General features: G+C 36.7%; 14 protein-coding genes. 3 read left to right on the top strand and 11 right to left on the bottom strand.

The features are described from left to right. Nucleotides 1–22 precede the first annotated feature (22 nt). The 8 genes from murJ to U9R83_RS26065 form a co-directional block, all read right to left on the bottom strand. The gene (gene murJ / locus U9R83_RS26100; protein ID WP_014457711.1) at nt 23–1,525 is read right to left on the bottom strand and encodes a murein biosynthesis integral membrane protein MurJ; all 1,503 of its coding nucleotides are present in this window, start codon (nt 1,523–1,525) and stop codon (nt 23–25) included. 30 nt (nt 1,526–1,555) lie between these two features. Continuing rightward, nucleotides 1,556–1,888: an EamA family transporter gene (locus U9R83_RS26095; RefSeq protein ID WP_014457712.1), complete on the bottom strand. Its 333-nt coding sequence runs from the start codon at nt 1,886–1,888 to the stop codon at nt 1,556–1,558. Beyond that, entirely contained in the window at nt 1,881–2,216 is a 336-nt protein-coding gene (locus U9R83_RS26090; RefSeq protein ID WP_013059873.1) for an EamA family transporter, read from the bottom strand. Before U9R83_RS26090 ends, U9R83_RS26095 begins: the two co-directional genes overlap by 8 nt. Next, on the bottom strand, nt 2,216–3,934 hold the full coding sequence (locus U9R83_RS26085) for a DUF6020 family protein (protein WP_243550093.1): 1,719 nt from the start codon (nt 3,932–3,934) through the stop codon (nt 2,216–2,218). The genes U9R83_RS26090 and U9R83_RS26085 overlap by 1 nt, the downstream gene beginning before the upstream one ends. A 2-nt stretch (nt 3,935–3,936) precedes the next feature. Further along, complete coding sequence (locus U9R83_RS26080; RefSeq protein WP_115655097.1) at nt 3,937–4,875, bottom strand: glycosyltransferase family 2 protein; 939 nt, start codon at nt 4,873–4,875, stop codon at nt 3,937–3,939. Continuing rightward, nucleotides 4,872–5,972, bottom strand: coding sequence for a glycosyltransferase family 4 protein (locus U9R83_RS26075; protein ID WP_116739823.1), 1,101 nt, complete (start codon nt 5,970–5,972; stop codon nt 4,872–4,874). Before U9R83_RS26075 ends, U9R83_RS26080 begins: the two co-directional genes overlap by 4 nt. A 290-nt stretch (nt 5,973–6,262) precedes the next feature. Further along, entirely contained in the window at nt 6,263–7,048 is a 786-nt protein-coding gene (locus U9R83_RS26070) for an endonuclease/exonuclease/phosphatase family protein (RefSeq protein ID WP_014457716.1), read from the bottom strand. A gap of 4 nt (nt 7,049–7,052) precedes the next feature. After that, complete coding sequence (locus tag U9R83_RS26065) at nt 7,053–8,690, bottom strand: PTS transporter subunit IIBC (protein WP_014457717.1); 1,638 nt, start codon at nt 8,688–8,690, stop codon at nt 7,053–7,055. 274 nt (nt 8,691–8,964) lie between these two features. Here U9R83_RS26065 and pgmB point away from each other — a divergent pair, with 274 nt between their 5' ends. Together pgmB and U9R83_RS26055 are read left to right on the top strand one after the other, a co-directional pair. Further along, nucleotides 8,965–9,672, top strand: coding sequence for a beta-phosphoglucomutase (gene pgmB / locus U9R83_RS26060; protein WP_243550091.1), 708 nt, complete (start codon nt 8,965–8,967; stop codon nt 9,670–9,672). 88 nt (nt 9,673–9,760) lie between these two features. Continuing rightward, nucleotides 9,761–10,630 (top strand): Cof-type HAD-IIB family hydrolase, encoded by an 870-nt coding sequence (locus U9R83_RS26055; protein WP_226556374.1) that lies wholly within the window; start codon nt 9,761–9,763, stop codon nt 10,628–10,630. 33 nt (nt 10,631–10,663) lie between these two features. On the opposite strand, the gene pdxK is transcribed toward U9R83_RS26055, so the two are convergent. From pdxK to U9R83_RS26040, 3 genes are all read right to left on the bottom strand, one after another. Continuing rightward, nucleotides 10,664–11,488 (bottom strand): pyridoxine/pyridoxal/pyridoxamine kinase, encoded by an 825-nt coding sequence (gene pdxK, locus U9R83_RS26050; RefSeq protein ID WP_243550089.1) that lies wholly within the window; start codon nt 11,486–11,488, stop codon nt 10,664–10,666. Nucleotides 11,489–11,814: 326 nt separating this feature from the next. Then, complete coding sequence (ald, locus tag U9R83_RS26045; RefSeq protein WP_013059863.1) at nt 11,815–12,948, bottom strand: alanine dehydrogenase; 1,134 nt, start codon at nt 12,946–12,948, stop codon at nt 11,815–11,817. Between the two features lie 252 nt (nt 12,949–13,200). Next, entirely contained in the window at nt 13,201–14,436 is a 1,236-nt protein-coding gene (locus tag U9R83_RS26040) for a PucR family transcriptional regulator (RefSeq protein WP_014457722.1), read from the bottom strand. Nucleotides 14,437–14,832: 396 nt separating this feature from the next. Here U9R83_RS26040 and gndA point away from each other — a divergent pair, with 396 nt between their 5' ends. Next, nucleotides 14,833–16,245, top strand: a complete 1,413-nt coding sequence (gndA, locus tag U9R83_RS26035) for an NADP-dependent phosphogluconate dehydrogenase (RefSeq protein WP_013059861.1) — start codon at nt 14,833–14,835, stop codon at nt 16,243–16,245. Nucleotides 16,246–16,266: the final 21 nt, after the last annotated feature.

Genomic DNA, 16,266 nt, shown 5'->3' with positions numbered 1-16,266 from the left:
GTACTCTCCTGTTTTACGTGAATTAACGTTTTCTTTTAACTAAAAGCATAACACCTTCTACTCTGCATAATAGCGTCGACATTAAGTATACTAAACCACCTGCAATACAGACAATACCAAATCGTAAGATAACATGTAATGAATTCAAAAATGCGATGTCCCTTAAGAAGAACATGACGATCGCAACAGGTACGGAAGCTAAAAGAATTTTTCCTGTTTCTTTCGCTAAATATCCGTAATGGAAGTGATTGATTTGTTTTGCCAGCATAACGAATACGATAGCCGTATAGAAAAAGGCAACCACTGACATGGAAAGTGCTAATCCTTGGTATCCCATAAATTTAGTGAAAATTATGTTAAAGATGATATTTAACACAATGGATAATAAGCCTGCTCTCATAATAAGATAACCTTTTTGAAGAGAATAAAATCCTTTTGCAAGAACAGCTTGTAGCGAATAGAAAAATACCGAACCTAGGTAATAATAAGATACATCCGTTGTTTTTAGCGTTGATTGTGCGTCAAATGCACCGCGCTGATAAGCAATCATTACAATGTCTTTCATATAAAAGATCATAATAACAATCGTCGGAATCAGCAGCATCAGCATAAACGTAATCCCTTTTTCAATTCCTGATTTAAATCGTTCGTCATCTTTTTCAGAAATGGCTCTTGCAATCAGCGGGTAAATAATGGTTGCGACCGTAACCCCAAATATTGCCTGGGGAATACTTACAAGTCTGAAGGCGTAATTTAAGTATGAAATAACACCTTCACCAAAGGAGCCAGCAAAGAAGAAGTTTACAGTTAAATTAATTTGACCGACCATAATGGTCACACCAACAGGGATGAATACTTTATAAAAAGCCACCACTTCATCACGGTCAATTTTTTGCTTCCATAACAGCAGATGCTGCGGTTTAAAATAGACAACTTTAATTAAGAAAGAAGCAATCGTTCCTACAAAATAGCCAAGAGCAATTGCATAGCCGCCCATAATTGAATGTAATAGGATTGTACTTAAAATCGTAAATAGTACAACAACCGTTTGAGAAAACACGGAGAAAGAATATTGACTTCGTGCATCAAATACACCTTCGTATACGGCATTCACTCCAACTAGTGAAAGAGATAAGAAGTACATAACGCCCGTATAAATGCCTAGTTCAATTGCTGCTTTGGAAAAATTAGAATACGAAGCGGGAAAGTAAAAGAAAGCGGCAATTGATCCGAGAACCGAAATAATGAAACAAATAAGAAAGGTTGATTTAACAATATTAGTCAAATGAACCTTTCCTTTATTTTCTTTTTCATAACGTAAATAACTAGGAATAAACGCATCCTTCATCCCCGTTAACATAAATAAAATAAAAGCGTTTGGAATAATCATTGCTGCGTTGTATGAATCGACGATATAACTTGTACCGAAATAGTTAGCAATAACTAAATCACGAATCATACTAGAAAATTTCAAAAATAATGTTGATATGAGCAGTAAAATGCTCGCGAATTTTAAGTTTTTCATGCGAAACTCCTACCTTTTCAAGTTATCTCATCAACTATTAGCAATAAAAAAGCATCCGACAATTAGAAGAATACAGCCGATAACTTGTTTTGTTGTAACTTTTTCTTTAATTAAAAAGTAACCGAATGTTAATGTCCAAATATACGTAATAGACGTAAGCGGAAATACAATAGAATAAGGTAACAGCGTTAAAACATACACATTAAGCAGAGCTGCCGCCCCGTAAAAAAGGCCGCCGCCTACAAAGCAAATAAGCGCTAGTTTTATCTTTTTTTCGTTTAAATACGTAGAAATATACTTGAAAAAGACAGCTCCAACTGAACCTAAAAGGGTCATAATAATTAAAAGTGGGATACTATTCATCTTGGCCACCTACTAAAATTACACCTACGATAATAATAAGAGTACCGACCAGCTTCATAGGGCTAATGGTTTCATTTAATAGAAAGAAACCAAGAGCAATGCTGATGACGTATCCTAGGCTTAAAAATGGATGAAGCAAGGAAACTCTTTCAAATTTAAAAGCGGCAATCATAAACACCGCTCCTAATCCATAAAGAAAAAACCCAATAATTAAATTTAAGTTAAATGAAGCTTCGGACAACTTCCAAAAAAGTTGTCCAACAGCTGTAAACAGGGAAGCCACAATAATGAGTGTGATTCCTAGCTTTTTGTTGTAATTGCTCTCCATCAGGAGGTCACATCCTTTTCTTTCTGATCAAATCGGATAAAAGGAAGACCAATAAAGAAGAAAGACACAAATACGCTTGCTAATAAATATCGGAAATCTTGAGCCGGCAATGCTGCAAGAACAGAAAGCGTGTTAAGAGCCCACGGAATGACGATAATAAGTGACGTAATTCCTCTTCGAATCACTAGCATTAATGAAAATAATAAAATGACACAGTGATAAAAAGCTGGTTTCCATAAGAATGTAAAAACAGGGTGCTTAAAAATAGCTAAGTAAGCATTAGCAGTATGTGTAATAAACGGCTCGATTACTTTATTTTTAAGACCTAAATCATTGCCGTAATAAATGTTGGTTACATACGTATCCGTGTAGCCATCTTTAAAAGGGTTGATTTGCCATACTAAAGCCGTTTGTTTGAGAAAGCCTTCCGTTGCTAGATAAGGATTTTTGATGACAATGCTAGCATAGTTCTTAAAGTAAAGACCTAAATCATTAAAAATAAATTCGCGGTCATAGTATTTCCATGTGAATTTAATTGGATCACTTTTGTATGGATTATACTTTTCTTTCCACAATTCAATAGGAAGCACTTTATTAAAATATTCGCGCTCTTCTTTTGACATCTCCCCATCATTTGAAATGATGTTTGCAATTTGTTGAGTTGGAATAGACAAAGCTTCATTTGGATCTGAAGGTTTTACATCAAGCCACGTGAACACAGGGCCTGTAACAATCTTTTGTAAAATAAAGACGACTAAGAAAATCGTGACAAGAGGTTTCCAATTTTTTCTGAACAAGACGATCATTAAAAGGAAAGTCAAAACAAATACAGGAAAACCATTATGTCTAAAGAAAGCTACTCCAAATGCCGAAAGTAAAAGTAAGAAAAAGCTCGTTTTACTTTTAACCCAAGTACCTTTGGACAGATAAATTTTTGCAATGTTCACCGTAAAAAACAGCAGAAAAGCACTGTATAAAATGTCTTTCCAAATAATAATTGAAAAGATTAAAAAGCTTGGAATAATGACAATAATAGCTGTTAAAAGTCCAATCATAACAGGATGTGCTTTGCGTTTAATGAAAAAGTCAAACGTATAGGCGTATATGCTCACTACAACAACAATTTGTGTGAACGCTACAATGCCTGGATTATCCCATATTTTTGTCAGCAGCATAATGAGCCACGTAATCATAATAGGGTGCCAATCGTTAAATTCTCCGTTATGTGCCTGTCTCCACTGTGCTAATGAATCGGGAGTCATGGCCGCTGGGAAAAAGGCGAACCAGTAATATAGACTAACAGCTAAAATAAGAATCGTAACAATTCCTAGGTAACGCTTTGGGTGTGCAAATGTATAGTGAAAATCGTTTATCTGTTTGATAGCGCTGAGTACAGCGGCCGTCAGCAGCATTGCTAATAAAGTACGGCTGATGGCATACAAAACGAGTGAAAAAATAGTTGAGCTCGTCATATGTAAGTTATCTAAAAGTGAAAACTGTACGATAAACGAAAAAACAATCAGCAATAGCCATTCTAGCGGTTTAAATGAAGCATAAGCTCTATTTTTATAAATAAAAATAGAGCTTATGATGGTAAATACAAGTGCAGCAAAAAGGGAAAGATAGTGAACACCGTCTGGATTACCAATACTTAAACCGATAAGAATAATTAAAGCTGTTACTGTAAGCAGTAAAATACTTTTTTTATTCTTCATCATTGTTATTCTCCTACTTGTTCAATCTGTTCAATTTTTTTATTTAGTTCTAATTCATATTGCTTGCGATTTAATGAAGCGATTGTATCTAGAATTAATCCACAGACGAAAGATAAAACACCTAGCACCATCAATCCAGTTGCTAAGATAGATGAAGGTACTTTGGTAATAAAGCCTGTATCAAAAAATTCATAAAGTACAGGAGCACCAACAGCTAATCCTGCGACAATAAACAACACTGTCCAAATAGAGAAGAACTGAAGCGGCTTGTACTCTTTAAATAACGTAAAAATCATTCGTAACACTTTAAATCCATCAGAGAACGTATTAAGTTTCGATTCGCTGCCTTCAGGTCGATCGCGATAATCGATCGCGATTTCTCTTAGGCGGAATCGTTTATCTAACGCGTGAAGACTCATTTCTGTTTCAATCTCAAATCCCGGGCTCATCACAGGAATTGATTTTACAAATAATTTATCGTACGCACGATAACCTGTCATGATATCTTTAATGTTACTTTTGTACAGGCCGTTAATTAAAGAACGTACTAAGTTGTTACCAAAATTATGGAAAGCACGTTTGTTTTCTTCGAGATACGTTCCGTTTGATAAACGATCTCCAATGACCATGTTAGCTTCTCGATTTCTGATAGGCTCAATTAACTGATGAACAAATTCTGCAGGATACGTATCATCCCCATCTACCATGACATAGCAATCTGCATCAATTTCTTGGAACATTGAGCGTACAACGTTTCCTTTTCCTTGCTTGAATTCTTTTTTGACGATTGCGCCGTGTTCAAGTGCAATTTCACTTGTACGATCTTTTGAATTGTTGTCGTATACATAAATATCTGCACTAGGCAGTTCGCGTTTGAAATCGTCAATTACTTTTCCAATTGTTACTTCCTCGTTATAACAAGGAATTAAAACTGCGACTTTCATTTTTCCACCTCATCAAAAAAAATTGTTGGGAGCTGTTCAGCAATTACATCTACTGTGTAGCGGTTTGCTGTTTGTAACGCCTGTTGAGACATTTGCTGTTTCACATCTTCAGGAAGATTAATAAAAGCCTGTAGCTGTGAAGCTAGTTCGTCTACATTTTTAGGCTCAAAGAATAGACCATTCTTTCCGTCTATAATGTAATCTTTTAGACCACCAATCTGACTCCCAATTACGGGTGCTCCGCAAGCCATAGCTTCGAGGCCGACTAAGCCCAAACTTTCTCCTTTTCTTACGGTCGGAAACACGAATGCTTCAATCGCATTGTATACGTAAGCAAGAGAGGACTGAGGAAGCAGAGGGAAATGGATGACTTTTTCCTCTAGACCTAGAGTCTGGATCATTTCCTTAAATGCAGCTTCGTCTTTTCCGCTTCCAACGTATAGGTATTTGTAAGAAGTGGGCGTTTGTTGTTCAGCTTTTGCAATTGCTTGAAGGTAGTATTCCCATCCTTTACCCACATCAATGCGGCTTACACATCCAATATAACGGATATTAGGGTCCAAATTTAGTTCTTGATAAGCTTTGCTTTTATCTGCATAAGGATGGAACAGATCTTTATTCACTCCTCCGCTTGGAAAAATATAGATTGGGTTATGCACCTTATATTTCTCTTCAACGAGCCCTTTATAGTAGGGAGAAGGAGTAATAATTTTAGTGGAATGGTGCAATAAGTCATTTACTCTAGGCTGATATTTTTCCTGTGAAGCTACTTCAGGTACAACATCTGAACCATGCACGTTTGTCACAATCTTCACATTCTTCTTTAGCTTTTTGAGAATCAGCAGCGGAAGAGCATTATGAGATGCATAATGTACGTAAAGATAGTCGTAGTTTTTTGTTAAGCCCGTCACAATGACATTAGCATAATGAGAAGCATAGCTAAAAAGCTTGCTCAATTTGCTTGTCTTTTTTTGCATGACAATTTTATCAACTTGAATATCATGTTGAACTAAAATTTTTTCAGTGTTTTGAACAAATACACCATAGCTTGGGAATTGTTCAGAAGGATACATATTTGAAATCAACAAAATTTTCATGATTGTTTCACACCTATTTTTCTTTATTAGTTTATGATAATGACAACGGGTGTTCATTTAAATAGAGCTTACATGTATCATCTTACTATTAAGTTGAGCGATTTCATTGATAAACATGCAAAAATGGGTTGCATATCGTCAACATCACAATATTATAGCACACCTACTTTTTAAAATGCGAAAGTTTATCGGACACTTCTAAAACGATAGATAAAGCAGTAAAGAAGATGATTTTCACATCATCATAATCACACGAAAAAAGCGAACGCTATTCGTTCGCTTTATGTCACTTATTTCACTTCAACGCTTACCCCAAAATGGTCGGAAACAACGGGATAATGTATGCCGTTAAAAACCACAGTTGACGACTGAATATCCTGCGCATGACTCGACAGAATTAGATCAAGGCGCAGCGCACGTTCATTATCATCCCATCCAGCAATATTACCTTGAACTGTAATACCGCTGTCTTTTTTATTTGATAGAGTATACGTATCATAGAGGCCTTGGCTCATCAGGTAGTCGTAACCTTCATTTTGTCTATGAGCGTCATTATTAAAGTCTCCAAGTAAGAAAAATGGGTTATCTTTGTGTACATGAGCTAGCAGCGTATCAACTTGCTGCTTGAATGGCTCTTCCTCGTCATCCCACCAGCCAAGATGACAAGAATAAAAAGTAAGGAGTTCTTTTTCATATTCGATTGTTGCTCCAACAATTCTTCTCGTTTTCCAATAGTCAATATTTGACGTTTGCGAAACAAAAAATGAATGCTCTTCAATAATCGGGTGTTTCGTTAAAATGGCAATTCCTTCTTCATACACTTCATAGCCTATATGAGATAAATCCCATACCAATTGATAGTCTTCACCTTGCTTACCCAGTTCTTTTGCTAAAAGCCAAGCGTAATTATCGCTGCGAATGTAGTCATATACATAAGGTGCGTCTATTTTTTGGCTTACTTCCTGTAAAGCAATGACATCATATTTTTCTTTTTTAATTACTTCAGCTAGACAAGATAACTTGTCTAGCTGATTTTCCTCTTGCCAAGAGTGGCAATTTAACGTTAATAGCTTCATTATGTTAAGCTCCTAACAAATCTTGAATGTCGGATTTCAAAACATCCGCTTTAGGTCCATAAATAGCTTGTACCCCTTTATCTTTCAAGATTAAACCAAGGGCTCCGTTTTGTTTCCATTCACTTTCTCCTGCAACGGCATGTATATCTTTTACCGTTACACGTAAGCGAGTCATACAAGCATCAACGTCTTCAATATTGTTTTCTCCACCAAGCAGTCCAATAATGACTGGGGCAAGCGAATCATTTTTCACCTGCTTGCTGCTTGCTGCAGTTGTTTCTTCATCGATATAGTTTCCGTTACGTCCCGGCGTTGGGAAGTTAAAACGTTTGATTAAGAAGTTTGCCACTCCAAAATTTAAGCCAAAGAATACAAGGCAGGCGATGACAAAGTTCATTAAGTCAGCCCATAGTCCGGCTTTGATAATCATTGGTGTACGTGTTAATAGTTCAATTACGCCAAATGAGTGTACGCGAACATGAACAATATCAACAATGGCAAAAGCCAGTCCCGTCATAATGGCGTATACGACGTATAGAAGAGGTGCCGCGAACATGAACATAAATTCAATCGGTTCTGTTACGCCTGTTAAGAAAACAGCTAGTCCAGCTGAAAAGAACATTGAACGATATTTCGAACGTTTGTCAGGATCTACGTTGCGATACATTGCTAAAGCGATTCCAATTAATGACGCACAAGATAAAATCATCTGTCCTACTTTAAATCGTGCAGGTGTAACGTCATGTAAGAGCTGCTTGTAGCTGTCCATATCTCCTGCAGCGCGGAAGTTATTTAAGTCTGCAATCCAAGCAAGCCACAAAGGATCTTGACCGGCAACAGTGGAACCTGCTCCAGAACCCGTTAAAATTTTGTACGTACCGCCTAGCTCCGTATAGTTCATAGGAACTGTCAGCATATGATGAAGACCAAACGGAAGAAGGAGACGCTCTAATGCTCCGAAAATAAATGGTGCCAGAATAGGAGCTGTATCTCTAGATGTTGCAATCCACTGTCCGAAGCTGTTTAGCGAACCTTGGATGAACGGCCACACAATGGATAAAAGCAGTGCCGTTACAACTGAACCACCGATGACCACAAATGGTACGAAGCGCTTGCCGTTAAAAAACGAAAGGGCTTCAGGCAATTTATCATAATTGTAATATTTGTTGAATAAATTTGCGCCTAAGAAACCGGCGATAATTCCTACGAATACTCCCATGTTAAGAGCGGGAGATCCTAAAATAGATGTGAAGTAATCTTTTACAACTAATTCTTGTCCAAACAGTGATTGAACCGTTGCTTTTGAATCTGAGAGCATTTCTGCTTTAACTCCAAAAATGGCTCCTGTAATTCGATTAATAAGAACAAATGCAATGAGTGCAGCAAATGCACCGCCAGCACGTTCTTTTGCCCAAGATCCCCCGATGGCAACAGCGAACAAGATGTGAAGATTTGTAATAATACCCCATCCTATATCTTCCATCACTCGTGCGATTGTTTGTACAGCAGTGATGTCTCCCCCAGTCATTGCAACTAGTTTTCCAAGTGAAATCATAATACCAGCTGCGGGCATAACCGCTACTACTACTAATAAAGCCTTACCAAACTTCTGCCAAAAATCAAATGAAAAGAACTTCTTCATAGTTTTTCCCCTTCCCCTATGTATGGGTTTTCATTTTATTTTTTGATAAACTATATTTTCAAGACAGTGCAACCGTTTGCATAAACCTATTGTAATAAAAGGGCTTTCATAATGCAATACTGTAATTTCTCTTTTTTGAAAAATTTATTCATGAATTTTAAATGGTGAAAAAATTTTTATGATAAAGTGAACAATATCAATGTTATTTCAACATGATGGAATGTAACAAAAGCGTGTAGATAATGGCATAAAGACAAGTGCAGAGGAGGATAATATGACAAAAGCAAGATTACGAGCAATTATCTTTGATTTAGACGGTGTTATTGCAGATACGGTGCATCTATATTATAAAGCAAATAAAAAAGTAGCAGATCAACTTAACGTTTCGTTTTCTGAAGAACTAAATCAACAGCTGCAGGGAATCAGCCGATTGAAAACTGTAGAGCTCATTGCTGCACAAGGAAATGTACACCTGACAGTGGAGAAAAAAGAAGAGCTTGCTTATGAAAAGAATAAGCATTATCAGGCTTTAATAAGAGAAATGACAGAAGATCATTTACTTCCAGGCATTAAAATGTTGTTAGAAGATTGTAAAAAACAAGGCATTAAGATGGGGATTGCTTCTTCTAGTTCAAATGCAAATACTGTAGTGGATACGCTAGGAGTACGCTCTTTTTTTGACTGTATTGTGGATGTGAAAAAAATAAAAAAAGGTAAACCAAATCCAGAAATATTTTTGACAGCTGCCGATCAATTAAAAGTAAAACCCGATGCATGTGTGGCGATAGAAGATGGAGAGGCTGGTATCAAAGCTATTAACCAAACTGATATGGTTTCTATTGGTGTTGGTAAGCACCTAAGAGCAGAGGACGTAAATTTACATGTACATTCAACAGCTGATTTGCATTTAAAGACAATCAAAGAGGTTTTCGAAAAAGCAAGAAAAGGAACAGATTATAACAGCGCGTATACAAAAAATTAGTAAATCTTTTACATGCAAGTAGCAAAGCGCAAAAAAACATGTGCTAGAATAAAATAAGAGAGCAAAGATACATAGGAAGGGGTACATCATGATTAAATGTATTGCGATCGATATGGATGGAACGTTAGTAAATAGTGAACAAGTTGTAAGTAAAGAAAATGCCCAAGCGATTAAGACAGCTCAAAAGGCAGGGGTAGAAGTTGTTGTTGCTACGGGACGTTCTTATGAAGAGGCACGTTATGTTTTAGAAGAAGCAGGACTTCATACATATTTAATTTGTGCAAACGGAGCAGAGCTTCGGAATCCACAAGGGCAAAAACAATATTCAGTAGGCATGACGATGGAATCTATTCGCGAAGTAGAGGATATTTTTAAGAAGTTTCAGCTGTACTTTGAAGTCTATACAAGTGAAGGTACGTATTCAAATGACTATGAAAAAGCGTTGTCGGTATTAATGGATATTTATTTAAGCGCCAGCTTAAAAGATAATTATGAAAAATCGTTAGAAGCGGCAAAAGAGCGTTTCAATAGCGGTAGAGTAAAACTTATTGAAGAGTATGAAGGGTTGTTTCAAGATCCAAATAAGGACATTTATAAGCTGCTTGCTTTCTCTTTTGACGAAGAAAAGTTAGAACAGGCAAAAATAGAACTTGTGAAGTTAGATTCTATTGCAGTCAGTGCATCTGGTAAAGAAAATATTGAAATAAATGATGAAAATGCTCAAAAAGGAATTGCAGTTACATCATTTGTTCAAGAACGCCATATTTCTTTAGAAGAAACGATGGCCATTGGAGACAATTATAACGACGTGTCGATGTTTCAGCGAGTTGGACGTGCCGTAGCGATGGGGAATGCCCCTCAAGAAATTAAAGAGTTTGCCCATATCGTAACAGGGACAAATGACGAGCACGGCGTAGCTCAGGCTATTTTAAATGCGCTTGAAACAGTCAAACAATAAGCAAAATAGAAAAGCATGCCTAAAGGCATGCTTTTAGTTTGTTACTTTTTCTTTTGTACGACGGTATGCACCGTGATTTGTTGGTCCGACATATTGATTTAAAGCAAATGAATGGCGAATTGCTTCTGTAATAAATTCTTTTGCTGTATAAATAGCTTGTTTGACGCCACTGCCTTTTGCCAATTCAGCAGCAATCGCAGCTGAGTATGTGCATCCAGCACCGTGTGTAAATGTCGTTTCAATACGTTCAGACTCTAAGATCTCAAATGTCTTTCCATCATAAAGCAAATCGATTGCTTTTTCATGCGCTAATTTACTTCCACCTTTAATCAATACATATTCAGCACCAAGTTCAGAAATTTTCACGGCTGCTTCTTTCATTTGATCAACCGTTTTGATAGGGCCAAGTCCGCTTAATTGACTAGCTTCAAATAAGTTAGGCGTTACGACTGTTGCTTTTGGAACTAGTACATCGCGCAAGCTGACAGTTGTTTCCGGGTGAAGCGCTTCGTCTTCTCCTTTACATACCATCACAGGATCTACTACAACATTTTTTAAATCGTATTCTTCAATTGTTTTTGCGGCTAGTTCAATAATTTCCACTGAGCCAAGCATACCCGTTTTTAGAGCTTGTACGCCTACGCCTTTTACGATTGTTTTCAGCTGCTGTTCAACAGTTGAAACTTCTTGTGGAAATACGTTATGAGACCAGCCGTTATCGGGATCCATTGTTACAATTGTTGTTAAAGCTGTCATTCCGTAAACACCAAGTTCTTGGAATGTTTTTAAATCCGCTTGAATGCCAGCTCCGCCGCTGCTGTCAGAACCCGCAATGGTTAATGCTTTATTCATTGTCATAAAAAATCCTCCCGTATTTTAAGCTCATAGAGAAAATAGAGTAAAACTTCCACCGGTCGGTCTTTAGCTGCCCAATGTGTTTTAGATAACTTTCTTCCATTCACTTTTCCTTCTATTTTATCGCTTTTAATGTAGATATTCAATTTCTAAAAACTGTATGAATCCTTCGTGGAATTTAGAATTATGACGACTGCCTGTAAAGCATGCGTCAAATGAAAAGTAAAGATACACAAAACTTTAAATAGTCGTGGTTTTTACAGTTAATCGCTGTTCATTCAAAATAAAAACGCCCTTAACAGAAGGTTAAGGACGTTTTTTATTATTTATTAGATAGAAGCTAATTCTTTTTCAAGAGCTACGTCTACTGATACATAATCGTAACCTAAATCATGTGCAACTGCTTCATACGTAATAGCTCCGTTTGCAACGTTCACTCCTAATTTTAACGCTTCGTTTTGAGCGATTGCTTTGTGAACACCTTTAGAAGCAATTTGAAGTGCGTAAGGTACCGTTACGTTTGTTAAAGCAATCGTTGATGTGCGTGGAACTGCTCCCGGCATGTTCGCAACTGCATAGTGTACAACACCGTGCTTTTCATAAGTAGGCTGATCGTGTGTTGTAATGTGGTCGATTGTTTCAACGATACCACCTTGGTCGATTGCTACGTCAACAATCACAGAACCTGGCTTCATTGTTTTCACCATTTCTTCTGTTACTAGTTTTGGAGCTTTTGCACCTGGAATTAATACTGCGCCAATCACTAAATCTGACTCTGCTACTGCATCTGCAATGTTATATGGATTTGATACTAACGTATTGATTTGGTTACCAAAGATATCGTCTAATTGACGTAGGCGTTCAGGACTTAAATCAATAATTGTTACATCAGCACCAAGGCCAATTGCGATTTTTGCAGCATTTGTACCAACACCGCCGCCTCCAATAATCGTTACTTTTCCGCGGCTAACTCCAGGAACACCCGCTAATAAAATTCCTTTTCCACCGTTTGATTTTTGAAGGAATTGTGCACCGATTTGAGCAGCCATACGTCCTGCTACTTCACTCATAGGTGTTAATAGAGGCAATGTACGATTTACTGCTACTGTTTCATAAGCAATGGCTGTTACGCCGCTATCTTTTAATGCCTTTGCAAGTGCTGGTTCAGCTGCTAAGTGAAGGTATGTGAATAAAATAAGACCTGGTCTAAAATAGCCGTATTCACTTGCTAATGGTTCTTTTACTTTCATAACCATTTCAGCTTGTGCCCAAACGTCAGCTGCTGTCTCAACAATTTCAGCTCCGGCTTTTACATAATCTTCGTTTGTGAAGTTACTTCCAATACCCGCTTCATTTTCAATTAATACACGATGACCTGTACCAACAAATGATGCTACGCCTGCTGGTGTAATCGCTACTCGGTTTTCGTTGTTTTTGATTTCTTTTGGTACGCCAATAATCATGATTAATTTCCCCCTTGGTCGTTTGTGTACCTTTAGTATAAAGAAAGTTTTATGAAATTTCTTTGTCTAGAAAGAAGAATTGAAGAAGCGGTTTTTGTTTAAACACACAAATGTAACCGCTTACTTATCAGAATTTTTAATTTTTGTGTAAGGATATCTAACATTGATAAGGGAATAAAATATAAACAAAGAGCTATTTATTTATTGGAAAATAAATAAATAGCTCTTTGTTAAAAGATGTAACGTTAGTTGTTATCTTTTGTATTTCGTTAACTTAATATCAATATAAAGAGTCATTTTTTGATTAACGTCCTTTAAGTTAATATCACCAATCTCTGAAATTCGCTTTAATCGATAGCTAAGTGTATTCATATGCACATTTAATTCTTTTGCTGCTTCGTTAATATTATTATCATTATTTAAAAATACTTCGAGAGTCTCCACCAAGTTACTATTATGACGAAGATCGTAATCAGTTAGCTTCTTTAAAGAATGGTTTTCAAATTGATCTTGCACGCGCTTTTCTAAAATAACATCAAGAAATTGATAAATACCTAATTCCTGATAGTTAATAATCTCTTTCGTTTCTTCTGGAAACTTACTTTTCATATCTAATACGTTCAAGGCTTCTTTATAACTTTTTTCGATATGATCGTGCGATGAATAAATACTGCTGCAGCTGGCTTTAATTTGAGTAACATCAAAGCGTTCATACATGTTGCCTCTAAAATAGTCTACAAAATCTCGCTGTTCATCAAGAGGGTTTTCAACCGCATCTAAAGAAAGCAGTAAGATCAAGTCATTGCAATCAATCGTATAAAGAACGATTTTCAAGCGGTGCATTGTTTTTAACATATACGAGATTTGGCGTTCAGCTTCAGGTGTAATATCTTCTTGGAAGCGAAAGATAGCAATGGAAAACGTTGATGGAGCTGTAATTTGAGCTTCATAAAACGCTTCTGAAATTTCTTGGCGAGACTTAATGTGGCCAGTTAATAATTTCCAGAAAAATTCCTGTGAACGTTCCTCTCGTTTATACTTTCGAATTTGAAGCTGTAGCAATTTATTTTTTAATACATTTGCAGCTTTTTTTAATAGCTCTACTTCTTCGTCGCCTAAGGCTTTCTCAATTTCAACAGCCCAAATGAATCCTAGAACTTCTTCATTTTTCCAGATGGAAATAGCTATACGATCTCCAAGCCCAATTTCATTTATATTTTTCACACGCACAGGTTCATTTGTCTCAAGCAGTTTAGGAATAATGCCTTCTTTCCATAAGTTGTTGATGACTTTTTCCGGAACTCTTCTTCCAATAATCGTGGCAATACGCGCCTGGTCCGTTCTTTCGTCATGGGTGCTATAAGCTAATAAGCGATGATTAGCATCTTCAATGGTAATAGGACAGTTCAATACTTCGCTAATGCGATCAGCGAATTCTTCAAGCGTATCAAAATTTTCCTTGAACGGATCTTTGATTGGTTTCGTCATATATAAAATCCCTCTTCATAAAACAAAATAAGTGCTAGTACAGCTTTTTTAGCTGCAATAAATATAGTAAAACGGTAACAACCGTGTTGATCATCAATTCATTGAAATGATTAACTGCTTAATATTTTAACAAAAGTAATTGTTTAAGAAAATGTTAAAATGCGTCTAAAAGTAGTTAAGAATGTACGGATGATTAGTAACTGCGTTCATTTCACTTATTTTATCGAAATTTTCTTCAAAATAATCAATGTTCGGTGAGCATGATTCTTTTCAAATGTGTATAATAAAACGTATGATTATGGTTATATCAAACTTGAATCTGTAACTTTCTTTATGATATGTTCAGTTACGATTAGGTTGACCAATTCATATTACACATGAAGGGAAGAATTTAACATGGCAAAACAACAAATCGGTGTTATCGGTTTAGCGGTTATGGGGAAAAACTTGGCGCTAAACATTGAGAGCAGAGGCTATTCTGTTTCAGTTTATAACCGCTCTCCTGAAAAGACAGAAGAGTTCCTAAAAACAGAAGCAGAAGGTAAAAATTTTGCAGGTACATACAGTGTGGAAGAGTTTATTAATTCTCTTGAAAAACCGCGTAAAATTTTATTAATGGTTAAAGCTGGTGCTGCTACAGATGCAACAATTGATTCGTTAAAACCATACTTAGAAAAAGGCGACATTTTAATCGATGGCGGAAATACATTCTTCCAGGATACAATTCGTCGTAACAAAGAGCTAGAAGAATTAGGTATCCATTTCATCGGTACAGGCGTATCCGGCGGAGAAGAAGGCGCATTAAAAGGACCTTCAATCATGCCTGGCGGACAAAAAGAAGCATATGAACTTGTAAAACCAATCTTAACAGCTATTTCAGCGAAAGTTGAAGGCGATGATTGCTGCACATACATTGGACCAAATGGTGCAGGTCACTACGTAAAAATGGTTCATAACGGCATCGAGTATGGGGATATGCAGTTAATTTGTGAAGCATACTTCATTATGAAAAACGTATTAGGTTTAGAAACAGATGAACTACATGAAGTATTTGCTGAATGGAATAAAGGCGAGCTAGATAGCTACTTAATTGAAATTACAGCGGATATCTTTACGAAAAAAGATGAAGAAACAGGTAAAGCACTTGTAGACGTTATTTTAGACACTGCAGGTCAAAAGGGTACAGGTAAATGGACAAGCCAAAGCGCGCTTGACTTAGGTGTACCACTACCAATCATTACTGAATCTGTATTTGCGCGCTTTATTTCAGCTATGAAAGAAGAACGTGTAAAAGCAAGCAAAGTATTAAGCGGTCCAAATGCAGCTGCATTTGAAGGCGATAAAACCGAATTAGTAGAAGCAATCCGTAAAGCATTGTACATGAGTAAAATTTGTTCATATGCGCAAGGGTTTGCTCAAATGAAAGCAGCTTCTGAAGAATATGACTGGAATTTACAGTACGGTGATATTGCAATGATCTTCCGTGGTGGTTGTATCATCCGTGCACAATTCTTACAAAAAATTAAAGAAGCTTACGATCGCGATGCAGATCTAACAAACTTATTATTAGACCCATACTTCAAGGATATCGTAGAAGGCTATCAGTCAGCTCTTCGTGAAGTTATTTCGATTGCGGTTAAACAAGGTATTCCTGTACCAAGTTTCTCAAGTGCATTAGCTTACTATGACAGCTACCGTACAGAAACGTTACCAGCGAACCTTTTACAAGCGCAGCGTGACTACTTCGGAGCTCACACATATCAACGTGTTGATAAAGAGGGCGTATTCCATACTGAGTGGTTGAAATAAAAAACAAGAAAAGCAGCTGTA

The sequence above is a fragment of the Priestia sp. LL-8 genome (assembly GCF_036227845.1).
In the GTDB taxonomy this organism is placed as follows: domain Bacteria; phylum Bacillota; class Bacilli; order Bacillales; family Bacillaceae_H; genus Priestia; species Priestia zanthoxyli.
Note: the sequence above shows the minus strand (reverse complement) of the source record. Positions and strands in the feature narration are given on the sequence as shown.